We start from the raw sequence: 26,162 nt of genomic DNA on the forward strand, positions 1-26,162 counted from the left end.
CCTGTTCAGTCTTGGCCGCCTTACTTGGCCAGCATGGTCGGTGCCGGCAGATCCTGCTCCAGAACCAGCTTCTCGTCATCCAGGTTGTCACCCTTCACGTCGGTGTAGGCATTGGCTGCACCTTCGGCGGTGGTCCGGATGGGGAACTTGAAACGCTTCATGTTGCCGTTACGGAACTTAACGGTCCACATGATGGAGTCGGAACTCCGCATGGGGTGTACCACCCCGCCCATGGGCACGAAGTCGTCATAGCCGCGGACGGCGATGGCGCCCTGCGGACAGATTTTCACGCAAGAATAACACTCCCAGCATGCATCGGGCTCCTGGTTGTAAGCCTTCATCTCGTCCTTGTTCAAGACCATCAGGTCATTGGGACAGATGTACATGCAGGCAGTCTTATCACCGCCCTTGCAACCATCACACTTTGAAGGATCCACATAGCTCGGCATTCACTAACCTCCTCAATAATTGAGTTGAATTTTGTCGATCCGGCCTCTCCCAAACGGCGAAACCGGACCTACGACACCTTTTCCTGACTACGTTTTACATCTAAAACAACCACCCCGACAACAAGTCGAAAACCCCACAACCGGCACACCGGCCACTGTGCTCAGCAATCCTTGGCCAGGCCATTTACTTGCCGGCTGCCGGAGCACCAGGCGGGGCACCAGCAGTGGTCTGAAAAGCGGCCAGTTAACGCGATTTTCACCTTGGCCCGAGGCGGAACAAAATCATAATTTTTCGTAAAACTGAAGGGGCGCTCATATTTTCTAACTCAGGATTCTATAATTTTTCACCTGTCAAATGTCAAGGAAAAAACTCCCGCCGGGCAGCCGGATAAAAGCCGGTTTAATAATTGACACAAACCGCTCCGGTTAGTAGTGTATAAAGTTTACATTTTGATTACCAGCAAGCGAACATACGGCCATCCCCGGCCCTACCAGCACAAGAGGATGTATTCACCATGAGCAAACAGGAATCAGCCCCTGAGCAATCGACTCTTTTCAGCCGCAACCCCAGCAATATCATGCCCCATAAACTGGACCTGGACAGCAAACTGAAGTTCCGTTGTCACCCCGGGGTCTCATGCTTTACCGCCTGCTGCGGCAACATCAATATCGTGCTGACCCCTTATGATATTCTCCGCCTTCGCCGGGCCTTGAACCTGCCGGCCTCCGAGTTTTTGCTGCGCTTCACCACCCCGGTTTACCTGGAAAAAACCGACCTGCCCGGGGTGCGCATCAACCTCGACGAAGAGGGACGCTGCCCCTTTGTCACCGAACAGGGCTGTACCATTTATGAACACCGCCCCACCACCTGCCGTTACTATCCGGTAGGGATGTCTTACTTCCGGGAGTCACCGGAGAAGAAAGACGAGAGTGCGCCGGCCGAGGAATTTTATTTTCTGGTCAAGGAGGAGCACTGCAAGGGCCACGAAGAGGAGCAGGTGCAGACGATCAGGGAATGGCGGGCCGACCAGGGCATTGATGAATCGGACGTCATGAACAAAGAGTGGATGGAACTGGTCATGCGCCGCAAGTCCTTCGGCCACCAGGCCACCCTGAGTGAGCAGGCCAAGCGGATCTTTTTTCTGGCCAGCACCGACCTGGATAAGTTCAGGGAGCTGGTTTTCAGCGACTCTTTCCTCTCCTCCTACGAACTGGACGAGGAGACCCAGAAAAAGCTGCGGGAAGACGACGTCGAGCTGATGCTCTTTTCCTTTCGCTTCCTGGCCGCCACCATCTTCGGGATCCGCGAGTCCAGCCTCAAGGTGCGCGAAGAGCGGCTCAAACAGAAGATGGAACAGATAAAAAAGGATCGGGCCGGAGCGGAAAAGCGGGCCGAAGAAACTTACCGGGAACTGCTCAAGGACCACGAAGAGCTGAAGAAGCAACTGGAGAGCAAAAAAAAGTAAACCGCTCCGGGCGGCCGACCTCTAACGCCGCCCGGTTTTGCTGAAAATAAGTTGAAAGCAGGCCCCCCCTCCCGGCTCGTCGGCCACCTCGATTTTTCCCCGGTGGGCATCGATGATGTTTTTGACGATGGCCAACCCCAACCCGGTGCCCCGATGCCTGCCGGTATGAAAGGGGCTGAAAATCCGCTCCCGCTCCTCCTCCTTGATTCCCGGCCCGGTGTCGGCGATTTCCACCAGTTGATCCCCCCGGCGACGCCGGCTGCGCAGGGTCAAGGTGCCGCCTCCGGGCATGGCCTGGATGGCGTTGAGCATGATATTGAGCAGGGCCCGGTAGATCTGCTCCCGGTCGATGGCCAACGGCGGCAGCCCCTCATCAAGCTCCAGCACCGTCTCAATTCCCCGGCGCTGCAGTTCAGGCGCGAGAAACGTGAAGGCCTGCCGGATCACCTGATTGATGAACTCCGGTGAACTGTGCAGGGTCTGGGGGCGGGCGAAATCGAGAAACTCCCGCACAATCCCGTCCAACCGCCCGGTTTCGCTGACAATGATCTCGGCCAGATGCTCATTGCCCGGGGCCTCTTGCTTTACCCTCTTGCCTAAAATCGCCGCCGTACTACGAATAATCCCCAGCGGATTTTTGATTTCATGGGAAACCGAGGCCACCATGCGCCCCAGGGTGGCCAGTTTTTCACTGTCGTGCAGTTGCTGCTCCAAACGGCGGCGCTCTTCGGCCCGAGCCTCCATGATTCTCTCGGCCCGGCCCACAATAACCCGCAGAACCAGGAAAAGGGCGGTCATCATCAACATGGAAATCAGAATCACCGCACCCTGAAAACGGGCGATGGCCTCCATGTCTTCCGACAGATCCTGCACCACTTCGATCACCCCCATGATGATGTCGGGCTTGTCTTCCATGGGGGTGTACTGGATAAAAGGAATAAAGGTGTGCAACTGCGAGGTGGCAGGGGTCAACCAGGGCAGCACCCCCCAGGGGCCGCCCTCGGTGACCAGCCGGGAGGAACTCTCTCCGCTCAGGGCCTGCCGATACTCTCGGCCGCCGGCATCCCGCTGCCCGATCTTCTCACCGTCGGTACTGTAGGAAATAATATTTTCCCGGGAGTCGTAAATGGTTACGGCTTGAATCCGCATCCCGTAGGTGGTGTTGCGCACCACCGCATCCAGCAACTGGTGCTGCTCCGGGGTGCGCAGGGCAATTTTACCGTAGTGCAGCACGGTGGGCACCACAAACTGCTGGAACACCTGGTGGCTCAAGTTTTCGGTGACCACCAGGGCATAGGCCTCGCTGCGCTCCAGCAGGGTTCTTTTGGCGTAATCGGAAATCAGCAGGGAAAGCACCAGGGCAAAGACCAGAAAGACCGCCAGGCTGGTAAAGGAAAAAAATTTAACCAGCCGAAACGGCTTCAACGCCGCCAGTTCGCTGCCATCGGTCCGACTTGGCTTAACTTCAACCACCACACACCCCGCAACGTCGACAGCTTTCCACTCGGCAGGCCTCGGTGACCGCCCCCTTAAGTCCGCGCTGATACTCCTTGAAAAGGTACTCCGGCTTGATCCCCGGCGCAATAATTTCCCAGGGAAACCGCTCGTCGGCGGTGCGGGCTCGCCCGGCATACCAGTCGGGATCAATCCCCTGCGCTGCCAGGGCACGACTGGGCCGATTATCGACCCCGGCTGCCGCCAGGGCCAGCAGCGCCTGCCCCAAACGCCGGTCACCCCGGGCGACAATGGCTTGCCAGTAGGCATGTTCCGGTGATTCGGCGCTGAGCTTGACATTGGCCTGGCTTCGCAACTCCCGCTTTAGAAGCTGCAGCCTTCGGCGCAACTTGGGCACCCCGGCAAAAGGGGCATACTGGAACGGGGTCCAGGGCTTGGGCACCAGGGAGCTGACACTGAGCTGGATTTCGGTGAGCCAGCCCCGGCGCCTCCCCTGGGCCAACAGGCGCCGACGCAACCGGCTGACCATGGCCACCAGCTCCAGCAGGTCGGCATCCTCTTCACTGGGCAGGCCGATCATGCAATAGAGCTTGATGGTCCGCACATCAATGGCGGCCAGGGCCTCGGCGGCCTGCAGGATATCTTCTTCGGCCAGGTTCTTGTTGATCACCCGTCGTAAACGCTCCGAGGCGCCATCGGGCGCCAGTACCGCCGTTTTCACCCCGCTTTGCTTGAGCAAACGCAACAGCTCCGGGGTTAGGGCATCGGCCCGCAGCGAGGAAAAGGAAAGCCGGCAACCGGCGGCTTGAATGGCCTGGCTGATGGCTGCCAGGGTGGCAGGCTCTGCCATCTCCATGCCCAGCAGCCCGACCCGGGTTATCTCCGGCGGCCGCCGGGCCAGGGCGGCTTCAATGGCCGCCGGCGACCATTGCCGTGGCGGCCGGTAAACAAAACCGGCGGCACAGAAACGGCAACTGCGACTGCAGCCCCGCCCCAGTTCCACTAAAAAAAGATCGCTGAATTCGGCCCGGGGGCTGAGCAGTCGCGAATAGCCGGCGACCTCCGGCGCCATCTGCAGGACCGGCTTGATCCGCGGCGGCAGCCCCGGCTCCGGAACCATTTGCGCCAAACAGCCGTCGGCCCGGTAATGGGGAGTGTAAAAGCGCGGCACGTAGCAACCGGGGCAGGAAACGGCCAGCTCCCGGAGCAACCCGTTGCGCCGCAAACTGCCGGCGAAGCCGGTGGCAGAGCCCTGCTCCCGGTGGTGGCGCACCAGCCGTTGCAGCACCGGCGGCAGCAAAACTTCCGCCTCGCCAATCAAGAAAAGGTCGGTGGCCGGGGCCAGTGGTTCGGGGCTCATCCAGGTCGCCACCCCGCCGCCAATCACCAGGGGATCACCCTCTCCCCGGCGCTCGGCGGCCAGCTCAACCCCTCCCGTGGCCAGCAGCCGCAGCAAATTCAGGCTGTCACCTTCAAAGGAGAGGGAATAGCAGAGCAGAGAAAAATCCGTTAAAGGGCGACCCGATTCCAGCGAACGGGGCGGCTCCCCGGCGGGGGGCAGGACAAAACGCTCGGCCAGAACCCCGGGGTGTTCATTGAGCAGATCGTAAACCAGTTGCAGGCCGAGATTGGAGGTGGCCACCGGGTAGGTGTTGGGAAAGATCAGGGCCACCGTCAACCGGTGGCCCCATTTGCGGCGCCAAGTTCCACGTTCACCCTGCAGGAGGTCGGGGGGCGACGACTCCTGCCGGCGACGCGAGCGGGCACCGGGCCGGCGACGGTGGCCGGAACCCATTAACTAGCTCTCGTTCTTGCGCAGGAAGGTAGGCCGATCAAAGTCTTCATCGGCCATCAGCGAAGGGAAGGCCTTGCGCCCCCCCTTGGCCACCGCCTCCCGACCACCGCCGCCAGGGCCGCCGGTCATGGGCAGGCTCTGGACCCTGGCCTCACGCTTGCAGGCCCCCGGCAGCGGCCGGATATTGTCGGACACATCCTCAAAATCCTCCACCGCCCGGATACCGGTGGCGATCACCGTTACCCGCAATTCATCACCCAGGTTGTCGTCGAAAATCACCCCGAGGATAATATTAGCATCCTCGTGCACCTCATCATAGATCTTGGTGGTGGCCTGGGTAACTTCGGCCATGGTCAGAGTGTCCTGGCGGGCGGAGATGTTGACCAGCACCCCTTTGGCGCCATCAATACTGATATCCTGCAGCAGCGGGCTGGCAATGGCCATGTTCACCGCCTCACTGGCCCGGTTTTCCCCGACGCCGTGCCCGGCGCCCATCAGGGCCGGTCCCATTTCGTTCATCACCGTACGGACATCGGCGAAGTCCGGGTTGATGTAACCGGGCAGATTGATCAGGTCGGTGATCCCCTTAACCGCCTGCACCAGCACATCATCGGCCATCTTCATGCCGTCGATGAAACGGGTGCCCTTCTGGGCCATGGAGATCAGGCGGTCGTTGGGGATGGTGATAATGGTATCCACATGTGCCTTGAGCTCCTTCCAGCCGGCATCGGCGTTTTTCATCCGCTTTTTACCTTCGAAGGCGAAGGGTTTGGTAACCACCCCGACGGTCAGCGCTCCCAGCTCCTTGGCCACCTTGGCCACCACCGGGGCGCCGCCGGTGCCGGTGCCACCACCCAGGCCGGCGGTGACAAATACCATGTCGGTATCTTCCAGCAGCTTACGAATATCGTCGATGGACTCTTCCGCCGCCTCCTGGCCCACATCGGGCCTGGCGCCGGCCCCCAGGCCTTTTGCCAGATTGGGGCCAAGCTGCAACCGGATATCGGCCTTGGACTGTTCCAGAGCCTGCATGTCGGTATTGCCGACAATGAACTCCACGCCCACCAGACCGCTTTCGACCATGGTGTTGACCGCGTTGCCGCCGCCGCCGCCGATCCCGACCACCTTGATCTTGGCCCGGGATTCCGTCTCCGCCAGTTTAAAAGACATAACCTGCCCCCTTGATGCTGGTTGTTACTGTCATCGTTACCATTATCGCCTGTTGCCCGGGCCGCGGCTGGCACCCCGGGCTATCTTTAAATCCACTTATTGAACCAATCTCTCATCCTGCTGCCCAGGCGGGAAAACATCCGCCCGGAACGGGCTCCGAAGCCGGTGGCCGGATCATGCCGGGAACCGTAAACCAGAAGCCCCACCGCCGTGGCCCACTGGGGAGAATCAATAATCTCTTCCAGCCCCTCGACATTGGCCGGATAGCCGGTCCGCACCGGCAAGTCAAAGATCTGCTCGGCCAACTCCTCGATATGTTCCAGCAGCGCCGTGCCGCCGGTCAGGACCAGGCCGGCATTAACCAATTCCTTGTAACGGGAGTCGACCAGTTCCTGGTTGACCAGGGTCAGCATCTCCTCCACCCGCGGCTCCAGGATCTCGCCCATCACCCGGCGCGACAGCCGCCGGGATTTGCGGCCGCCCACACTGGGCACCTCGATGATCTGATCCTTGTCGATCAGTGAAGCCAGGGCGCAGCCATATTCCTCCTTGAGCCGTTCCGCCTCTTTGAGCGGTGTCCGCAAGCCCACCGACAGGTCGTTGGTCAGGTTATGGCCGCCCAGCCCCAGGACAAAGGTGTGCTTGATGGTACCACCGGCAAAAACCGCCAGATCCGAGGTGCCGCCGCCGATATCCAGCAGCCCCACCCCCAGCTCCATCTCTTCCCGGGTCAGCACCGCCTCCGCCGAAGCCAGCGGCTCCAGCACCACGTCGGCCACGTTGAGCCCGGCCCGGTTGCAGCACTTGACGATGTTGTGTACCGCGGTGACCAGGCCGGTGACGATGTGCACGTCGGCCTCCAGCCGCACCCCGGTCATGCCGATGGGATCCTGAATGTCGGGCTGGCCGTCGACAATGAACTCCTGGGGCAGCACATGGATGATCTCCTGGTCCGGCGGCACCGGCACCGCCCGGGCCGCATCCACCACCCGATCGATGTCATCCTGGCGAATTTCCCCGGAACGGATGGGGATCAAGCCATGGGAATTAAAGCCCTTGATATGGCTGCCGGCAATGCCGACGTAAACCGAACCGATTTCACAATCGGCCATCTGCTCGGCCTCTTCCACCGCCTTGCGGATGGAGTCCACCGTGGACTCAATATTGACCACCACCCCGCGGCGCAAGCCCACCGAGGGCGCCCGGCCCATGCCGATTATCTTGATCTGCCGGCCGATCGCCTCTGCCACCACCGCGCAAATTTTGGTGGTACCGATATCAAGGCCGACCAGCAGCTCTCCCCGTTCCTCACGACTCATACCGTTGTTCCTCGTAATCGTTCCCCTGGGGCACGCTTATATTTTTTCCATGTAAGCGTTCAGCAGCACCGCATCTTCGGGCGATCAGCCAGGCTTACGTACAAGTGTACGCTGCACCTGGCTGATTGCCCGAAACTGCGGCACTGCTAAACGCTTACGGCCCGTTATACCAGTAGGTTAGTACCCCTGGTGAACGGTTACTTTTCCACCAGCACCCTGCCCGGCAGATAATCCATGCGAATGGCGGCGGTCCGGGCAAACTCCCTTTCTTTGTATAACCAGTCCAGCACCCGCACCAGGCGGTTATAACTCAGCGCCACTTCCGGCTCCCGGCCCAGGTAGACGGGAAAGGGCCGACTAACCAGAAACAGGGTCATGGCCCCATCCTGGCCCAGGTTAATCTCGGAGATCCCCTGGGCCGGCAAAATCACCCCGCCCCGGGCCGCCAGTCGAATCAACCGCAACGCCCGGCGCAAGGCCTGGCGCTGTTCTTCCGGCCAGAGTGCAACCTGGCCCAGGCCGGTGATCACCGGGAAATCCAGCTCTTCCGGCGGCACGGCCGGAGCAAATGGCAGCCCCTGGTGATCGGTATAATAGAGCCCATCGGGCAGGCTCAAGATGGCCAACGGCCGCCGCTCCCTGATGGTGATCTGCAGTCGACTGGGCCACTGCCGCCTTACCTCCGCCGACTCGATCCAGTCGTGGGCCTCCAGGCGTTGGCGCAAGCCGCCCACCGACAGCGCCAGCAGGTTACTATGGACATCCAGGCCGCTCAAGGCCAGAACCTCTTTTTTCGTGGTCCGCACCCCGCCGTCGATCTTGATGGCGGTGAGTTGAAAGAAGGCCGACTGGCCCAGTTGCTGCAAAATCAACAGGCCGCCCAGCCAGGCCACCAGCAGCATGGCCGCCAGGCCCAAACCCAGAACCGCCAGCTTACCGGCAAAGCCCGAGTTCACCGTCGACCGGGCTCCGGCGGGGCGTGTGGGCCATTTTTTTTGTCTAACCGGCTTCCGCTCTTTCATGAAAACCCCAAAAAATGGACCTCCGGCTCCAGTTCAACCCCGCTTTGCCGACGCACTGCGGCTTGTACCTGTTCCGCCAGCGCCAGCACCTCGGCAGCCCGTGCCCCGCCCAGGTTGACCAGAAAGTTGGCGTGCCGCGGTGAAACTTGGGCCTGGCCCACCCGCAACCCTTTCAAGCCTGCCGCTTCGATCAGGCGCCCGGCGTAGTCACCGGGTGGATTTTTGAAAAACGACCCGGCACTGGCCACCCCTCGGGGTTGCCCGGCCCGGCGCCGGGCCAGATAATGCCGGGCCGTTTTTTTTATATCTTCAGGCTCCCTCGACGCCAGGGCCAGGATGACCGCGCCGACCACCTCCTCCGGCGCAACCCCCTGCAGGCGACGGTAGCTGAAGCATAAACGCTCGCCGGGCTCCACCCTGCTAAGGCCGGCAGCGGAAACCAGCTCCAGGGCCACCACCCTTTCACTCAGACACTGCCCAAAGGCCCCGGCGTTCATCATGGCCGCGCCGCCGACGCTGCCGGGAATCCCCACCAGGAATTCCAGGCCGCCCAAGCCTTGCGCCGCCGTCCAGTTCAGCAGGGAGGCCAGGCTGCAGCCGGCCTCGACCCGCAGCAGAGATAAAGGCTCACGGGGCCCGGCGGGGAGCAGCTCGACTTTACCCAGGCGCCGCCCCAGCGCAATCACCACCCCGGCATAGCCACGGTCGGCCACCAGCAGGTTGCTGCCCCGCCCCAGCACCCGCCAGGGGCAACCCCGGCGCTGCAGAATAGCCAGCAGGGCCGCCAGTTCCGGCAAGCCGGCCGGACGGGCCATGATCGCCGCCGGCCCGCCCACCCGGAAGGTGGTCAGGGGCGCCAGGGGCTCCCGCCGGCTCAACGCACCGGGCCAGTTTTCAGAGAACAGGGGGCAGTGGTCGGCCCCCTCCAGGCAGCCTCCGGCCAGCTTGCGGGCCAGCTCGCACCCCGCCGGCGCCACCTCAGGCCGCCTGATCCTTTTCCGTTAACGCGGCCAGTACGCTCTCTCCCAGCCGCCAGATATTACCAGCCCCCAAGGTCAGCACCACGTCCCCGCGCTTCAGCACCGGCAGCACCGCTTCCGGGTTGTCGATCAGGCCGGACACGTACTCCACCTCTTTCTGGCCGTGGCGCCGGATGGCGCGGGCCAGGGCATCGCCGGCCAGCGCCGCCACCGGTTCCTCGCCGGCGGCATAGATATCGTCCAGCAGCAGCAGGTCGGCATCGTGGAAGGCGGTGCAGAAGTCCGGCAGCAACCCGGCCGTACGGCTGTAGCGGTGGGGCTGAAACAGCACCACCAGACGACGCTTGGGCCAGGCTTGCCGCATGGCCGCCAGGGTGGCCCGGATCTCGGTGGGATGATGACCATAATCGTCGACCACGGTAATGCCGTCCACCTCGCCTTTAACTTCCAGGCGACGCTGCACCCCGCTGTAAGTGCTCAATGCCCGGGCGATGACCGGGAAAGGAATTTCCAGCTCCAGCCCCAGGGCGATCACCGCCAGGGCGTTGTAAATATTGTGCCGCCCCGGAACCGCCAGGGCCACCGAGCCCAGCTTGCGCAAAGGTTCACGGGAAACCGCATCTTGTGCCATCCCGTTATCTTGGGCACAATTTTTCCCGTTATTGGTCGCCTGCTCGCGCCCCCTTTGCCAGACTTCAAAACGGGAGACAAAACCGCGGCTGGTGATTTCCCGGGCCTGGACATCGGCCTGGCTGCTCAGGCCATAAGTGATGGTGCGTTTGCGCACCAGGGGCAACAGGGCGGCCACGTTGGGGTCATCAAGGCAAAGGATGGCGGCCCCGTAAAAGGGAATCCGGTTAATGAATTCCAGAAAGGCCGCCTTGACCGCTTCCAGGTCATGGTAGTGATCCACATGCTCCAGATCGATGTTGGTAACAATCTCCAGCACCGGGGAGAGCTTGAGAAAAGAGCCGTCGGACTCGTCGGCCTCGGCCACCAGGAAATCGCCCTCGCCCAGCTTGGCGTTGGAGCCGAAGCTGTTGACCTGGCCGCCGATGACCACCGTGGGGTCCAAACCGGCCTCGGCCAGCAGGGTCCCGGCCATGGAGGTGGTGGAGGTCTTGCCGTGACTGCCGGCCACCGCTATCCCGTTGATCTTCAGCCGCATCAGCTCGGCCAGCATCTCGGCCCGCGGAATTACCGGGATCAGCGCCTCGTGGGCGGCCGTTACCTCAGGGTTATCCGGCTTGACCGCCGAAGAGATCACCACCACGTCGGCTCCCACCACCCAGCGGCCATCGTGGCCGATCCCGATCCGGCCGCCGAGTTCCCGCAGTCGCCGGGTGATCCGGCTCTCCCGCAGATCGGAGCCGCTGACCCGATAGCCCAGGTTGAGCAACAATTCGGCAATACCGCTCATACCGATACCGCCGATGCCGACAAAATGAATATGCTGATTTTTACGATACACTTTTTACTCCCCCCAGAGCCAGGCCCTGGGCTATGATTTCAGCAGCCGCCTGCGGCCGGGCCAACGCCCTGGCCTGGCGCGCCATTTCTTCCCGCAACGTAGAATCGGCCAGCAGTTCCCTGATCTGCCCGGCCAACTCCCGGGGGCTCAGATCCTTTTCCAGCCGCAGCCGGGCCGCCCCCTGCCCCACCATGATCTCGGCGTTGAGGCGTTGGTGGTCATCGGCGGCATAAGGGTATGGAATCAGCAGCGACGCCTTGCCGAACAAGGCCAGTTCCGCCAGCGTGGTGGCCCCGGCCCGGGACACCACCAGGTCGGCAGCAAGGTAAGCCGCCGCCATATCATCAACAAAATCCTCCACCTGCGCTTCAATCCCGGCCTGCCGGTAGCGTTCGGCGACCATGGCCCGATCCTGCCGCCCGGTCTGGTGGCGGATAGCCGGGTGTATGCCCTGGGCGGCCAGCAGAGTGGCCGCCTCAACCATCAGCAAGTTGACCCGGTGGGCCCCCAAGCTGCCGCCCAGCACCAGCAAGCGCGGCCGCTGATCTTCCCTGCCGCCGCCGGCATCCCCGGCGCTCTCCGCCGCCGCCAGCAGTTCTCGCCGCAGGGGATTGCCCACCAGGCTGGCCCTGGCCGCCGGAAAATGTCCCCGCTGATCCGGCAGGGCAAGGAATACCCGGTGTACAAAACGGCCCAGCAGCCGATTGGTCAACCCCGGCACCGAATTCTGCTCATGGATGCAGGCCGGCACCCGTAACATCCTGGCCGCCAGCAGCACCGGGCCGGTAACATAGCCACCGACCCCCAGCACCAGGTGGGGCTTAAACTCCCGCAGCAGCCCCAGCGCCTGCCAGAACCCCACCGGGATACGGGCCAGGGAGGCGAGCCGGCCCGGCCAGGAAATTCCTTTCAAGCCGCTGCCGGTCAGGGTGGCCTGGCGGTAAGGCTTGCCGGTAAGGGCTCGGCGCTCAATATCGCGGCCTGTACCGATAAAGAGCACTTCGCTGCCGGGGTAACGGGCCAGCAATTCATCGGCCACGGCAATCCCGGGGAACAGATGGCCGCCGGTACCGCCGCCGGTGATTACCAGCCTGAAAGCCCTCATGCAAACATCGCCTCCATCGCCGGGCAGTGGCCCACCGCCCCGCCGCCGAGGGCATTATCCTCCGCCAGTTCCCGGACGGCCCGGCGAAAGACTTCGCCCCGCTGAGCATAACCGGCAAACATGTCGAAACTGGCGCAGGCCGGGGAAAGCAGCACCGCCTCGCCGGCCGCCGCCAGTTGAGTGGCGATGCGCACCGCCGACGGCAGATCAGCCGCCTCGGTGACCGGCACCGCCGGGGCCAGAGCGGCCCGCATTTTCTCCCGAGCCGACCCGATCAACACCACGGCCCGTACCTTTTCTTTAATCGCCGGCAACAGCAGCCGGTAATCACCGCCTTTGTCCAGCCCCCCGGCAATGAGCACCACCGGGCCGGGCAGACCCTGCAGAGCCGAGATTACCGCCCCGATGTTGGTGGCCTTGGAGTCGTCATAGTAGCGCACCCCGGCCACCGTTGCCACCAGGGCCAGCCGGTGGGGCAGGGCCTGAAAGGCGGCCAGGGCCGGCCCCACCGCCGCCGGCGGACAACCGGCCAGGCGGGCCGCCAGCACCGCCGCCAGTGCATTCTGGCGGTTGGGTTCCACCGCCAGCTCATTAGCCGGCAAGGGATATTCCTCGCAGTGCTCATCCTCTTGGGTCAAGCAAAGCCGGAGACCATCCACCGGCGGCCCCGGCGCCGCCTCACGGCTCTGGTTGGCGGCCAGCGGCCCGGCCATTCCCCGGCCGCCGAAACCGAAAACCCTGGAGGCCGGCGGCCCGGCCGCCAGCAGGCGGAGAATTTCCGGATCGTCGCGGTTGATCACCGCCCACTGCTCCCTACCCTGGTTGGCCACTATCCGCCATTTGGAAGCGGCATAGGCGGCATAATCGGGGTAACGGTCGAGATGATCCGGCGAAATATTGAGCAATACCGCGATATCGGGGCTAAACTTCCCGGCACTGTCCAGCTGGAAGCTGCTGACCTCCAGCACCGCCCAATCCGCCTCCTGGGGTCCGGCCAGGTATTCGCACAACGGGGTACCCAGGTTACCCCCCACAAACACATTACGCCCCGCGGCCCGCAACAACTCCCCGACCAGGGTGGTAACCGTGCTCTTGCCGTTGGTACCGGTCACGGCGATTACCGGGGTGCGCAGATACTCCGGCGCCAGCGCCAGTTCGCCGATAATCGGCACCCCGGCGGCCCGGGCGGCATCAAGGGCGGGAATATCCAGGGGGATGCCGGGACTCAGCAGAATAACATCGACCCCGGCAAAAAGCTGCGGGGAATGACCGCCCAGTTCGCAATAAACACCCCGTTCCTGCAGCCACTGCACCATCCGGCTGGCCGGCGCCACTGCCCGCCCCCCTTCCGATACCGAAATCCTGACCCCCTGCTTAACCAGAAAACGCGCCGCCGCACAGCCGGATTTACCCAAGCCCACCACCAGCACATGTTTTCCGGTCAAACTACCTGCAAAAGTCATATCATCGCCCGCCATTAGCATTAGCATTAGCATACATCGTTTGGTAAGCGGTCACGGGGTGCCCCAGATTGCGGCAAGCAGACCGGCGCCGCGTACCTCAGTACGCAAGCCGGGCTGATCGCCGCAAGGTGGGGTGCCCCGTGATCGCTTACATCAGCGCAACTTTAGGGTGGCTATGGCCAGCAGCCCCAGGACAATGGAGATAATCCAGAACCGGACCACTATTTTGGGTTCCTGCCAGCCCTTTTTCTCAAAATGATGATGGAAAGGGGCCATGAGAAAAATTCTTTTGCCCCCGCTCAATTTATAAAATCCCACCTGGAGGATCACCGACAAGGCCTCCAGGACAAAGATCCCGCCGACCATGGCCAGCAGAAATTCCTGTTTGGTGATGATCGCCACCATCCCCAAGGCGGCGCCGATGGCCAGGGAACCGGTATCACCCATAAAAACCTGGGCCGGAAAGGTGTTAAACCAGAGAAAACCCAAACAGGCCCCCACCAGCGCCCCGCTGAACACCGCCACCTCTCCGGCGCCAGGCACATGGGGAATCTGGAGATAGGACGCCAGCACCGCATGCCCGGCCAGGTAGGAAAACACCAGATAGACGGTGCCGGTAATCACCACCGGCCCGGTAACAAGGCCATCCAAGCCATCGGTGAGGTTGACCGCGTTGGAGGCCCCCACCACCACCAGCAAGGCAAACAGGCAGTACCAGGCCCCCAGGTCCGGCCGGAATTCCTTGAAAAAAGGAAAACTGAGATGGCCGTCAAAGCCCGGCAACCAGAACAGGCTGGCCACCGCCGCCCCGGCGCCGGCTGCCTGCAGCAAAAGCTTGCCCCGCACTCCCAGGCCCCGGCTGTTGTTTTTGCGGATCTTGCGCCAGTCGTCATAGGCCCCGATGGCCCCGAACCAGAGCAGTACCGCCAGAATCAGCCAGACAAACAGGTTACCAAGGTCGACCCAGAGCAGGGTGGTCACCGCCACCGCCACCAGGATCAACATGCCGCCCATGGTGGGCACCCCGCTTTTGGAGTAGTGGCTCTCCGGCCCGTCTTCGCGGACCACCTGGCCGATCTGGCGCGATTTGAGCCAGGCGATGAAAGGCGGCCCCAGCAGCATTACCATAAAAAACGCGGTCAACGCCGCCCCGATACAACGAAAGGTGATATACCGGAAAACGTTGAGTACGCTCAGGTATTCATGCAGAGGATATAACAGATGATAAAGCATTATCTCTGTTCCCGCCCGTGGTGCAAGGCCTCGATGATGGTTTCCATCTGCATGCCGCGGGAGGCCTTGAGCAGCACCAGATCATCGTTTTTAAGCCGGCCTTTGGCGGTTGCCTCCAGCAGCCAGGCGCCGACTTCCTTCTTGTCCAAGCAGGCCCGTACCTGCCCGGCGTCCATTCCCGCCCGGCGAGCCGCCCGGGCCGTCTCGCCGGCGAATTCACCCACGGTCAGCAGATAATCAAATCCCAGCCGGGCCACCTGCTCGCCGATGAAGCGGTGCGCCGCCGGCCCATGACTGCCCAACTCCAGCATGTCCCCCAAAATCGCCACCACTTTACGGTTCCGCCGCAGGTTATGCACCGTCTCCAGGGCGGCCAGCATGGAGGATGGATTGGCGTTGTAGGAGTCATCAATCAGCTTCAGGCCGGCGACAAAAGGCTGAATCCGCAATCGCTTGGCAAAAGGGCGATAACCTTCCAGGCCGGCAACAATTTCCGCTGGACTTACCCCGGCGGCCAGGGCCAGAGCGGCGGCCGCCAGCGCGTTCTGCACGTTGTGCTCTCCCAGGGCGGCGATATGCACCCTACCTTGCCAACCATCGGCAAGTAAGCGATCACAGGGCACCGCATCTTGCGGCGATCGGCCCGGCTTGCGTACTGAGGTACGCGGCGCCGGTCCGCTTGCCACAACCTGCGGCACCCTGTGACCGCTTACCCCATGGCCCCCGTAATCAGTTACATCGGCAATGGTCAGGGTGAAGCTCATCCCCTCCTCACCGCGGCTGCGCAAGCGGGTGGCCCGCACCGTGGTGCCGGGCTTGCGACCGAAGGTTATCCGGCGCTGGGGCAATTTCCCGGCCAGCCGCCAGACCCGGGGGTCGTCCCGGTTGACCACCAGCGTGGTCCAGGGGCGCATGCCGTGGAACAGTTCGCCTTTGGCCCGGGCCACCCCGGCAACATCGGTCAAACCGGCCAGGTGGGCCTCCTGGACGTTGGTGATGCAGGCAATATCCGGCTGGGCGATTTCCGCCATCCGGGCTATTTCACCAAACCGGTTCATCCCCATTTCCAGCACCGCGTACTGGTGGTGCGCATCCACCGCCAACAGGGAAAGGGGTAAGCCAATGAGGTTGTTGAGATTGCCGCGGGTTTTCAGCACCCGCTGCCGCCCCCGGCCTTGCTCCATGATGGCGGCGGTCATCTCCTTGACCGTGGTTTTGCCGGAACTACCGGTAATGGCCAGCACCTTAAGCCCTTTCATTTGCATCCGGCGGTAATGGGCCAGGTCGCCCAAGGCCTGCAGGGTGTCGGCAACCAGCACCACCGGAACCGGCAGCGGTTCCTCCGGTGGACTTTCCAGCACCAGGCCGGCGGCCCCTTTGCGCACCACCTCCGCGACAAAGCGGTGACCGTCGAATTTCTCGCCCCGCAGGGCCACAAAAAGATCCCCGGCCTCAATGGTGCGACTGTCCGAGGAGACCAGGCGAAAAACGGCCTCGGTACGATCACCCCACAGGCGGCCGCCGGTGGCCAGCAGCACCTGATCAAGGCTCCAGACCGGGTTCTGGGCCAAGGAAAAACCATATCCGAAGGCTGCCCGACGACAGGTTCGCCGCCGGTGCTGTGTCTCACTCACTGTTCTTGCCGGCTCCATCTTCCCCCCCTTTTGGTTTGCCTTAAATCGGCGAAGCTAAAAATTTTTAATTTTAACCCGTTGTCGCCAATACCGCCAGCTGTTCTCTTACCTCCCGCCGATCATCAAAATCCAGGCAGCTACCTGCAATTATCTGACTGGTCTCATGCCCCTTGCCGCAAACCAGCACCACATCTCCGGAACGGGCGTGGTAAATGGTGTCCCGGATTGCCTGGCGGCGGGAAACAACCAGGTCATAACCCTGGCATGTTGTCCGCCGGTTCAGCGGGGCCGCCAGCAGGCTTTCCAGCCTGCCCCGCCGCGCGTCCACTGTTGCCAGGCCTCTTTGGATATCGGCCATAATCGCTGCCGGCGCTTCACTGCGGGGATTATCGGAGGTCAGAACCACGATGTCCGCCAGCGCGGCCGCCACTTCTCCCATCAGAGGCCGCTTGGCCCGATCCCGATCACCGCCGCAACCAAAGACGACCACCAGCCGGCCCGTCGCCAGGCGGCGCAGGGCCTTCAAGACATGCCCCAAGGCATCGGGGGTATGGGCATAATCAACCAGCACCTCCACCCCCCGCCGCGAGCGGAAGCGTTCCAGGCGCCCCGGGGGCGGCGCGGCGTCGGCCAGGGCGGCGGCGATGGTTGCCGGGGTCATCCCCAGGGCCAACCCCACCCCGGCCACACCCAGGAGATTATCCAGGTTAAAATCGCCCACCAGCGTTGAGGAGAGTCGCCACGCTCCCTCGCTGCTTTGCAGTTCAGCTTCGATGCCGGCCAGGCTCAGGCGGCGGCGCAGCAGGCGCAGCTCGTTACCGGCAGCCCCGCAACGCCACAGCCGCACCTCGCCGGCCTTGGGCCGACGCCGGCAACCTGGCGGCAACACCCGGGGCGACAGCTCGTCAATCAACCGCTGGTTCCAGCAATCCAGGCTCGCATCGTCCTGTTCCGCCCGGCCGCTCAATACCACTGCAGCGGCGCCGGGCTTGAGATAACGATTGAAAAGCAGTTTTTTACCGGCGAAGTAACTCTCCATATCGCCGTGGTAGTCCAGATGTTCATGGCTAAGATTGGTAAACAGGGCCGCATCGAAGGCAATTCCCGCCACCCGCTGTTGCTCCAGGGCATGGGAGGAAACCTCCATGATCACGTGACTGACCCCGGCCTCGGCCATCTCCCGCAGCAGGGGTTGCAGACTTTCCGGATCCGGCGTGGTATGCGTGGCCGGCAAGACCCGGTTGCGATAGCGATAGTTGACCGTACCGATTACCCCGGGCTCACCGCCGGCCCGTCGGATCAAATCTTCCAGCAGGTAGGAAGCGGTGGTCTTCCCGTTGGTGCCGGTGATCCCGATCATGACCATTTCTTGCGCCGGGAAACCTCGCAGCGCTGCGCACAGGCGGCCGAAGGCGGCCCGGGTGTCGGCGGTGGCCAGGTGCAGCACCTCCGGCGCCTTTTCCGTCGGCAGGCGGCAACCCGGTTGACAGAGCACCACCCGGCAGCCCTGCTTTACTGCGGCAGCGAGGAAATCATGACCATCCACCCGGCTGCCCGGCAGGGCGACAAACAGCGAACCGGGCCCGGCGCGGCGTGAATCGGCGGTAACAGTCGTTACCTCCAACTCGGCGCTCGCCCCTTCGGCCAGCACTGTATAGTCAACCGCCGCCGCCTTGATCAATTGCCGCACCTTCATGTTTATTATGAACCGGCAGCCATCATCTCGCCACCCGGTACCCGCAGTTCGAGCACGCCTTCATCAACCTCACGCAACGGAGTTCCTGGCGGCGGCTCCTGCTTAACCACTCGACCGCTGCCCCTTACCTGGAAACGCAGGCCGGAGGGCTGCAATACCTGCAGCGCCTTGCGCAGGCTCAACCCCGTCACATCCGGCATTCTCTCCGGCGCCCGACGAGTGGCGGCATGCACCTGCAGATCTCCGGCTTCCTGTTTGCCCAGCCAGTCATGATACAAAGCCTCTTTGCGGGCCAGAATCGCCGCTGGCGCCGGAGGGCTGGCGGCCTGCTCAAGCCTGCCGACCCACTGATCCAGATCTCGCACCACGCCCGCCAGCGGTGACGGCAAGGCCAGATCCAGGCGGGCCCGATCGACAAAAACCAAGGCCGCCAGTTCCGGCTTCTCAATCGGTGCCATACCCAGCATCACCGCCTGGTAGCGCTGCGGGGCGGCAGCCCGTTCAACTGCTGCGGCTCCCGCCTGCTCTTGGTGCTCAAGGCCCTGGCCGGAGAGCAGGCTTGCATTATCTGCCATCGCAATCTCCAGTTTTTCGGCGGAGGATCGGGCTTCAACCACCAGACTCTCATAGATGGCTACTTGACCCTGGTTTCCAGCCGTCGTGGCAAGCTCCTGCAGCATTTGACGATTGAAGCCAGCCGGCATGGCCGCAGCGGTTATCGCCGACTGCCGCGGCCAAAAATCTGCACCATCCCAAAAACCTCGGATCAGATGCGGCTCCACCGGTTGCCCCTGGTTAACCAACCGGCTGAAGGCCGCCAGCAAGGAAACTCCGTTAACCACGGCCCGGCGATCCATGAGCAGTTGCCGGCACTCATCGGCCGCCAGTTCCTCCACCTGCATGATTGGCCCCAGGCTTCGACCTTCCAGCAAATCCAGATTGCTGGCCTGGCAAAGCCCCATCAGTTGCAAAAAATCTTCCGCCAGGGCACCGGTAGCACGCCCGCTGCCGCCAAATCCGCTGGAAGCATAGACATCCGGCGCCAGCGGATACCACCAGGCTTCTCCCCCGGCCGGCAGTTCACCGTCGTTCGTGTGGTAAGCTGGCGCCAAACCACCTGTCTCTCCGGCCGCCCGCTGAAAAAGCTCTCCCAAGGCTCCGAGGTGCACCTGGGGCATGACGGCCCTGTTCAACCGCTGCTCCGAGCCGGCGGCCCAGAAGCGATTAGGATCGTACCCCGGCAGGCTGGCCATGGCCAGCACCTCCCCGGTGTTAACATTCATGATCAGAGCAGCCGCGGCACTGCCGTCCGCCGTGCGCAATACCCGCTGCATGCGCTGCTCAAGTTCCCGTTGCAAAGCAAGGTCAAGGGTGCTGACCAGGTGCACCCCGCCCCCGGCGGTAACCCGATCGGGCACACCGGCCGCCGCCAGCCGAATATCGCTGATCCCGCCGCGCAGAATGTTATCGTAGGAAAGTTCTATGCCCGCCAACCCCTGCTCGTCCTTTACAAACCCCACCACATGGGCGGCGCCGTCATGGTGCGGGTAGTACCGATGGGAACTGGGCATGGCGTATATGCCAGGCAATCCGCGGCCCAGCACTTCATCGGCCACTTCTTTTTTTACCTGGCGACTCAGCCACACGAAACTGCGTTCACTGCGCAGCGAGTCCAGCAAGTGCTGGCGGTCCAGATCCAGCAAACGAGCAACCTCGGCCGCCGTGGTCTCGGGGTCATTGACTTCCAGCGGCCGGGCGTACAGTGAGCTGAGCCGAAAACTCACCGCCAGGGTTTCAAAGTTGCGATCGTAAATATTGTTGCGCCGCAGGCTGGAACTTTCCACCAGGGTACCCTTCTGGTAGCCCGGGGCCAGCCTGGCCTCATCGGCTTCAGAAAGGCTGAACACCCCCCAGAGCGTCAGACCGAACAGCAGCGGCAGCAGAGTAAAAAAGAGCATTTTCCTGCCGCGCTGTTTAGCGCTCATGGTTCGGCGCATCTTGATCCTCCTTCATGGCTGCCATCTCACATCTTTTACTTAACAGGCTGTCACGGACGCTGAACCTGCCCTTTCTTAGGCGGCTGGAGCCCCAGCCGGGCCGCTTCCGCCTCGATACGCTCCCGGGACCGCAGCTCATCACGCTGGCGGCTCAGCTCTTGGTGCTGCTGCAGGAGTTCTTCCTGCCGTAACTGCTCAACTTCCACCGCCCTCTCTCCCTGGTGCACCGACCAGGCCAGCCATAAGGCCAACACCCCCACCAGCAGCGCCAAGGGCACCGGCCCGGCCTTGCCTAACAAAAAAAGGCCCGCCTCCCGGCCGGAGGTCCAGGCCCCCCGAGCCTGACTCCTGCCGCCCCGGCGGTTACCGCCCTGGCGGATCATGCCGTCTCTTCCCGGCGCTCCGCCACCCGCAGTTTGGCACTGCGGGCTCGGGGGTTGCGCTGTAGTTCCGCCTCTTGCGGCTGCAGCGGCCGAGTGGTGAGAATCTTAAGGCGCGGATCCTCGCGGAAGGCCCGTTTGACCAGGCGATCCTCCAGGGAGTGGAATGAAATCACCACGAATCGCGCCTTGGGGGACAGAAACGAAGGGGCAACGGCCAGAATTTTTTCCAGATTTTCCAGTTCCCGGTTAACCGCAATCCGCAGAGCCTGAAAAACCCGGGTGGCAACATGAATGTTACGGGGATGAAAGCGACGGGGCACCGCGGCGGCCACCAGTTCGGCCAGCTGCACGGTGGTGACGATGGGGGTTTGCTGCCGCTGTTTGACCAGCCACCCGGCAATGCGCCGAGCCTGACGCTCTTCCCCGTAGTAATAAAAGATATCAGCCAGTTCAGCAGCGCTTAAGTCCCGGAGCAGATCAGCCGCGGTAAGCTCCTGCCGGCGATCCATGCGCATGTCCAACGGCTCCGGCCGGCGAAAGCTGAAACCCCGGCCCGCCCCGGCCGCCTCGCCGGAGCTGTCCAACTGCAGCGAGGAGAGCCCCAGATCGAGCAGGATGCCGTCGATACGGCTGATCGCCAGTTCGGCCAAGGTCGCCTCCAGTTCGATAAAGTTGCACGGCTGCAAATGCACACGGTCGCCGAAGCGGGCCAGGTTGCTGCGGGCCCGGGCCAGAGCCTCCTGGTCCCAGTCAAAACCGATCAGCCGACCGGAAGGGCCGCTTTGCTCCAGGATGGCCGCGGCATGACCACCAAGGCCCAGGTTGCCGTCGACATAAATGCCGCCGGCGGCGGGCGCCAACCAGAAGAGGACCTCGGCCGGCATCACCGGCTGGTGGGCGGTGTCCATCGGCCCTAAAAGAGCCCCAGCTCCAGCAGGGACTGCTCGAATTCCGCAAACTGTTCACTGGTCGGCCGGCTGACCTGCTCCCAGGTCTCCTTGTCCCAGATCTCGAAGTAGGAGATCATGCCGTTTACCACCACATCTTTTTGCAGACCGCACTCTTCACGCAGATTGGGAGGCAACAGGATGCGCCCTTGGCGGTCCAGGGCACACTCCACCACCCCGCCGATCATGTAACGCATCATTTTGAGTTGCTGCGGGTGCTTTTTTCCCTGGGCCATCAAGCTGACTTCCAGCTCTTCCCAGGTGGGCAAAGGATAGGCCTTAAGGCAGGTTTTCCAGGGCATGACCATCAGCCGCTCATCGTATTGCTTGCGCAAAACGTCCCGGAAGCGGGTGGCGATGCTGAGCCGCCCCTTGCCGTCCAGGATATGATCCGAGCGCCCTCGAAAATGGTACACCGGCTGACGCGTTCTGCCTTCACCAATCAATGATACTCTCCTCCCCGAAAAACCACATTAACCCCGCAACTAACGCCTTCACTCCCCCTTTGCCCCCCTTTCCCCCACTTTGCACCACCAAACCCCTTATAGTGATAAACAACCGTGGGTGTCAAGAAAAAAAAGCGGTTAGGTTTGGCGGCAGAAAATTGTTTTTCTGCTTGCTTTAGTTTCAAAATCAATATACAGTTGCGCGCTTTTTCGGCGCCTGAAAATCAGGTCCGACTCCCACCAAAAGCCCACGGCACCCGCGTCACAATGTTACGCCATTACGCCGTAAACGTTCAGTCGTGCCCCAGGTGAGGCCTTGCAGCCAGACACCGCGCACCCCTGTACGTAAAGCCTGGCTGATCGTTTACGCTTTGCCACGGACTGCTTAGCACGTGGTTGCAGCAAAACCCCCACCACAACTGGAAAAACATGATAAACCAAGAAGAAATCAGAAACGTCGCCATCATTGCCCATGTCGACCACGGCAAAACCACCCTGGTGGACCAGCTTTTTCGCCAGAGCGGGATGTTCCGGGACAACCAGCAGGTCGCCGAGCGACTCATGGACTCCATGGACCTGGAAAAGGAGCGGGGCATCACCATCTCCGCCAAAAACGGCACCTTTTTGCACAAAGGCTACCGCATCAATATCATTGACACGCCGGGCCATGCCGATTTTGGCGGCCAGGTGGAGCGGGTGCTGCGCATGGCCGACGGCTGCCTGCTGCTGGTGGACGCCCAGGAAGGCCCCATGCCCCAGACCTATTTTGTATTGAAAAAGGCCCTGGCGGCCAACCTGCCGGTCATCGTGGTGGTCAACAAAATCGATAAACCGGCGGCCCGACCCGACTGGGTGGTGGACCAGGTATTCGACCTTTTCGTTAAACTCGGCGCCCCCGACGAGCTGCTGGATTTCGCCGTGGTTTACGCCTCGGCCAAAGATGGCTACGCCTCCGCGGCCCTGCCGGTGACCAAGCAGGACATGAGCGCCATCGCCGATATTATGGTGGAACAGATCCCTCCCCCCGGCGGCAACCCGGCGGGGCCGCTGCAGATGCAGGTGAGTTCCCTGGACGCCTCCCCCTACCTCGGCCGCCTGGCCATCGGCAAAGTTACCGGCGGAACCCTGAACATCAACCGGGGGGTGCTGGTGTGCAAGCGGGACGGCTCCAGCAAGCCTGCCCGGATCACCAAAATTTACCGCTTTGAAGGCAATGCCAAGGTAGCCACTGAACAGGCGATCTGCGGGGAAATTGTGGCGGTGGCGGGAATGGACGACATTACCGTGGGGGAAACCTTTACCGACCCGGACAACCCCCAGCCGTTGCCGCTGATCGATATCGACCCGCCCACCATTGCCATGAATTTCCTGCCCAACGATTCACCTTTTGCCGGCCAGGAGGGCAAATTCGTCACCTCGCGGCACATCGAGGAACGCCTGCGCCGGGAGACCATCTCCGACGTGGCCCTCCAGGTAACCCCCCTGCAAGCAGGGGCCGGCTTTTCGGTGGCCGGTCGCGGCGAGTTGCACCTTTCCGTACTCATTGAAACCATGCGCCGGGAGGGTTACGAATTGCAGGTAACCAGGCCCCAGGTGATCATGCGGGAGGAAAACGGGGTCAAGCTGGAGCCTTACGAAGAGTTGACCATCGACGTCGATGAACAGTACAGCGGCACTGTGATTGAAAAACTGGGCGGCCTCAAGGGCAAGATGCTGGAGATGCACCAGGAAAACGGGATGACCAGACTGCTCTACAAAATCCCCACCCGCGGGCTGCTGGGCTACCGCTCACAGTTCATGACCGACACCAAGGGCATGGGGGTAATGAACTACGTCTTTGCCGAGTACGGACCCTATGCCGGCGAGATCAAAAACCGCAGCAACGGCACCCTGCTGGCCATGGAAAACTGCACCACGGTGGCCTACGCCCTTTACAACCTGCAGGAACGGGGTCGGCTGTTTGTCGGGCCCGGCGAGCGGGTCTACAAAAACCAGATCATCGGTGAAAACAGCCGCGAAGGGGAGATGGTGGTTAACCCGGCCAAGGGCAAGAAACTGACCAACATGCGGGCTTCCGGCTCCGACGAAAACGTGGTGCTGACCCCGCCGGTGAAGATGAGCCTGGAAGACTGTATCGCCTACATCAACGACAACGAACTGGTGGAGGTTACCCCGGAGTCCATCCGGCTGCGCAAAATTTAGTAAGCGAAGTAAGCGAACAGCCGCACCGCCCGAAGATGCGGTGCGGCTGTTCCTTTACCGGTTATTAAGCTACTGGCCCAGCAAGTGCAGTTGCACCTTGCGGCGATGGGGGCCGGTGCGATGTTCCCAGAGGAAGATACCCTGCCAGGTACCCAGCACCAGGGCGCCGTCAACCAGAGGGATACCGATGGAGGTCTGGGTCAGGGCGCTGCGAATGTGGGCCGACATGTCGTCGGGCCCCTCGCTGCGGTGCCGCCAGTCGGGCTGACCGTCCGGCACCAGCCGGTTCATAAAGGTTTCCAGGTCGTGGAGCACATCGGGGTCGGCATTCTCCTGAATTACCAGGGAGGCGGAGGTGTGACGGCAAAACACCGTCAGCAGGCCGTCGCGCATCCCGCTTTCGGCCGCAAAGGCCCGAACCTTGCCGGTAAAATCATACAACCCCCGGCCAGGGGAATGGATCTCCAGGATATAGCTCTTCTGTTTCGCCATTCTGCACCTGTCTCGCTTGCAGCATTAGTTATCCGCAATTATCCGCCTTCAACTTGCAGCTTACCCCGTTTTCCCACGGCCTGTCAACGTGCCGGACCTTCTCATCAAGCGCCGCACGGCGATGGTTTTGCCCCGCCCCCCAAGCTTTATGGGGTTGACAATCCACCCGCCAGCAGCTATAGGGCATTTATCCTCCCCCACCCTGACAATAGAGCAACTCCAGAGACCCAAAGGGCCAGCGATGAAAGAAGCGGAGATTAACTACTGGATTTCCTCCATGCTGGAGAGCTTCGACAATGTTTCGGACCTCAACGTCACCGTTAAACGCCCTTTGCAAGTGGAAAGCTCCGGCCGGCTTACCCCGGTGGAAATCACCCCGCCGGTGGAGGAACTGACCCCTTTCCAGACCGAAGTGTTCGCCCTCAACCTGATCAAGGGCAACAAGCGGCTGCTGAACGATCTGATCGAACACGGCTCCTGCGACCTTTCCCACGAGCTGGACACCAAGGCCCGCTTCCGGGTCAACATCTTTTTCCGCCAGGGGCACCTGACCACGGTGTTGCGGCGCTTGAGCACCGAGGTTCCCACCATCTCCCAGCTGAACCTGCCCGACGCCCTGAAAAAGACCAATATCGACCGCACCGGCTTCATCCTGGTCACCGGCGCCACCGGCACCGGCAAGTCCACGACCCTGGCCGCCCTGCTGGACATGTTCAACAACGAGCGCCCCGAGCACATCGTAACCCTGGAAGACCCCATCGAGTTCGTGCACCAGCACAAAATGGCCACCTTCAACCAGCGTGAACTGGGCACCGACTTCGATGATTTCGCCTCCGGCCTGCGGGCGGCATTGCGCCAGGCGCCGAAAATCATCCTGGTGGGCGAGATGCGCGACCGGGTCACCATGGAAATCGGTCTCACGGCGGCTGAAACCGGCCATCTGGTGCTCTCCACCCTCCACACCATCAATGCCGGCCAAACCATCAACCGGATCCTCGGCATGTTCGAGCACCATGAGCAGGGCCAGATCCGCAACCGGCTGGCCGACACCCTGCGCTGGGTCGTTTCACAACGGCTGCTGCCCAAGGAAGGAGGTGGCCGGGTGGCGGCTTTGGAAATCATGGGCACCAGCCTGCGGGTGCGGGAATTGATTTTAAACGGCGAACAGGAAGACAAAACCTTCTACGACGTGATCGCCGACGCCCGGGCGGCGGGCTGGCAAACCTTCGACCAGCACATCCTGGACCTTTACGAACAGGGGAAGATCAACGAGAAAACCGCCATCGGGTATGCCACCCGCCGCACCGCGATAAACCGCGGACTGGACCAGATCAAGGCGGCCAGGGGCGAAGAAACCTCTAAAATAAAAGATCTCAGCATGGAAGAAGGCGAAGAACAGGGCCGTCGCCGCCGTCGCTGATCTACTGTAACCGGGAG

General features: G+C 62.1%; 21 protein-coding genes. 3 read left to right on the top strand and 18 right to left on the bottom strand.

Annotated features, from left to right (window positions below; genetic code table 11):
• Positions 1-20 precede the first annotated feature (20 nt).
• Positions 21-449 (bottom strand): adenylyl-sulfate reductase subunit beta, encoded by a 429-nt coding sequence (gene aprB / locus DAAHT2_RS07530; RefSeq protein WP_013163694.1) that lies wholly within the window; start codon positions 447-449, stop codon positions 21-23.
• Positions 450-964: 515 nt separating this feature from the next.
• Between aprB and DAAHT2_RS07535 the strand changes: the two genes are divergently transcribed.
• Positions 965-1,915, top strand: a complete 951-nt coding sequence (locus tag DAAHT2_RS07535; RefSeq protein WP_013163695.1) for a YkgJ family cysteine cluster protein — start codon at positions 965-967, stop codon at positions 1,913-1,915.
• A 21-nt stretch (positions 1,916-1,936) separates the two neighbouring features.
• Here the strand turns inward: DAAHT2_RS07535 and DAAHT2_RS07540 are convergent, their stop codons facing one another.
• From DAAHT2_RS07540 to mraZ, 16 genes are all read right to left on the bottom strand, one after another.
• Entirely contained in the window at positions 1,937-3,388 is a 1,452-nt protein-coding gene (locus tag DAAHT2_RS07540) for a two-component system sensor histidine kinase NtrB (RefSeq protein ID WP_157861440.1), read from the bottom strand.
• On the bottom strand, positions 3,381-5,165 hold the full coding sequence (locus DAAHT2_RS15080; protein ID WP_013163697.1) for a radical SAM protein: 1,785 nt from the start codon (positions 5,163-5,165) through the stop codon (positions 3,381-3,383). Before DAAHT2_RS15080 ends, DAAHT2_RS07540 begins: the two co-directional genes overlap by 8 nt.
• 3 nt (positions 5,166-5,168) lie before the next feature.
• Positions 5,169-6,335 carry a cell division protein FtsZ gene (gene ftsZ / locus DAAHT2_RS07550; protein WP_013163698.1) on the bottom strand — a complete coding sequence of 389 codons (1,167 nt, stop codon included), beginning with the start codon at positions 6,333-6,335 and terminating at the stop codon, positions 5,169-5,171.
• 86 nt (positions 6,336-6,421) lie between these two features.
• The gene (gene ftsA / locus DAAHT2_RS07555) at positions 6,422-7,654 is read right to left on the bottom strand and encodes a cell division protein FtsA (RefSeq protein WP_013163699.1); all 1,233 of its coding nucleotides are present in this window, start codon (positions 7,652-7,654) and stop codon (positions 6,422-6,424) included.
• Positions 7,655-7,851: 197 nt separating this feature from the next.
• A complete protein-coding gene (locus tag DAAHT2_RS07560; RefSeq protein ID WP_218914988.1) occupies positions 7,852-8,610 on the bottom strand; it encodes a cell division protein FtsQ/DivIB in 759 nt (252 codons plus the stop codon).
• A gap of 62 nt (positions 8,611-8,672) precedes the next feature.
• Positions 8,673-9,653 carry a UDP-N-acetylmuramate dehydrogenase gene (gene murB / locus DAAHT2_RS07565; protein ID WP_013163701.1) on the bottom strand — a complete coding sequence of 327 codons (981 nt, stop codon included), beginning with the start codon at positions 9,651-9,653 and terminating at the stop codon, positions 8,673-8,675.
• A gap of 1 nt (position 9,654) precedes the next feature.
• Positions 9,655-11,127 (bottom strand): UDP-N-acetylmuramate--L-alanine ligase, encoded by a 1,473-nt coding sequence (gene murC / locus DAAHT2_RS07570; protein WP_013163702.1) that lies wholly within the window; start codon positions 11,125-11,127, stop codon positions 9,655-9,657.
• Positions 11,117-12,232, bottom strand: a complete 1,116-nt coding sequence (gene murG / locus DAAHT2_RS07575; RefSeq protein ID WP_013163703.1) for an undecaprenyldiphospho-muramoylpentapeptide beta-N-acetylglucosaminyltransferase — start codon at positions 12,230-12,232, stop codon at positions 11,117-11,119. The genes murC and murG overlap by 11 nt, the downstream gene beginning before the upstream one ends.
• Positions 12,229-13,677 carry a UDP-N-acetylmuramoyl-L-alanine--D-glutamate ligase gene (murD, locus tag DAAHT2_RS07580; protein ID WP_218914989.1) on the bottom strand — a complete coding sequence of 483 codons (1,449 nt, stop codon included), beginning with the start codon at positions 13,675-13,677 and terminating at the stop codon, positions 12,229-12,231. Before murD ends, murG begins: the two co-directional genes overlap by 4 nt.
• 171 nt (positions 13,678-13,848) lie before the next feature.
• The gene (mraY, locus tag DAAHT2_RS07585; RefSeq protein WP_013163705.1) at positions 13,849-14,928 is read right to left on the bottom strand and encodes a phospho-N-acetylmuramoyl-pentapeptide-transferase; all 1,080 of its coding nucleotides are present in this window, start codon (positions 14,926-14,928) and stop codon (positions 13,849-13,851) included.
• A complete protein-coding gene (locus DAAHT2_RS14945) occupies positions 14,928-16,499 on the bottom strand; it encodes a UDP-N-acetylmuramoyl-tripeptide--D-alanyl-D-alanine ligase (protein WP_041718879.1) in 1,572 nt (523 codons plus the stop codon). The genes mraY and DAAHT2_RS14945 overlap by 1 nt, the downstream gene beginning before the upstream one ends.
• Before the next feature lie 133 nt (positions 16,500-16,632).
• Positions 16,633-18,258 (bottom strand): UDP-N-acetylmuramoyl-L-alanyl-D-glutamate--2,6-diaminopimelate ligase, encoded by a 1,626-nt coding sequence (locus tag DAAHT2_RS07595; protein WP_013163707.1) that lies wholly within the window; start codon positions 18,256-18,258, stop codon positions 16,633-16,635.
• A 5-nt stretch (positions 18,259-18,263) separates the two neighbouring features.
• Positions 18,264-20,243, bottom strand: coding sequence for a PASTA domain-containing protein (locus tag DAAHT2_RS07600; RefSeq protein WP_162014299.1), 1,980 nt, complete (start codon positions 20,241-20,243; stop codon positions 18,264-18,266).
• Positions 20,244-20,305: 62 nt separating this feature from the next.
• The gene (locus tag DAAHT2_RS07605; protein ID WP_013163709.1) at positions 20,306-20,638 is read right to left on the bottom strand and encodes a hypothetical protein; all 333 of its coding nucleotides are present in this window, start codon (positions 20,636-20,638) and stop codon (positions 20,306-20,308) included.
• Positions 20,635-21,546 carry a 16S rRNA (cytosine(1402)-N(4))-methyltransferase RsmH gene (gene rsmH, locus DAAHT2_RS07610; protein WP_013163710.1) on the bottom strand — a complete coding sequence of 304 codons (912 nt, stop codon included), beginning with the start codon at positions 21,544-21,546 and terminating at the stop codon, positions 20,635-20,637. Before rsmH ends, DAAHT2_RS07605 begins: the two co-directional genes overlap by 4 nt.
• Before the next feature lie 5 nt (positions 21,547-21,551).
• Positions 21,552-22,001 (bottom strand): division/cell wall cluster transcriptional repressor MraZ, encoded by a 450-nt coding sequence (gene mraZ / locus DAAHT2_RS07615; protein WP_041718882.1) that lies wholly within the window; start codon positions 21,999-22,001, stop codon positions 21,552-21,554.
• Positions 22,002-22,460: 459 nt separating this feature from the next.
• Between mraZ and typA the strand changes: the two genes are divergently transcribed.
• Positions 22,461-24,233 (top strand): translational GTPase TypA, encoded by a 1,773-nt coding sequence (typA, locus tag DAAHT2_RS07620; protein WP_013163712.1) that lies wholly within the window; start codon positions 22,461-22,463, stop codon positions 24,231-24,233.
• 69 nt (positions 24,234-24,302) lie between these two features.
• Here the strand turns inward: typA and DAAHT2_RS07625 are convergent, their stop codons facing one another.
• Positions 24,303-24,725, bottom strand: coding sequence for a secondary thiamine-phosphate synthase enzyme YjbQ (locus DAAHT2_RS07625; protein ID WP_013163713.1), 423 nt, complete (start codon positions 24,723-24,725; stop codon positions 24,303-24,305).
• A gap of 241 nt (positions 24,726-24,966) precedes the next feature.
• Between DAAHT2_RS07625 and DAAHT2_RS07630 the strand changes: the two genes are divergently transcribed.
• Entirely contained in the window at positions 24,967-26,145 is a 1,179-nt protein-coding gene (locus tag DAAHT2_RS07630; protein ID WP_013163714.1) for a type IV pilus twitching motility protein PilT, read from the top strand.
• The last annotated feature ends 17 nt before the right edge of the window (positions 26,146-26,162 follow it).

The sequence above is a fragment of the Desulfurivibrio alkaliphilus AHT 2 genome, from assembly GCF_000092205.1.
Classification (GTDB): Bacteria; Desulfobacterota; Desulfobulbia; order Desulfobulbales; family Desulfurivibrionaceae; genus Desulfurivibrio; species Desulfurivibrio alkaliphilus.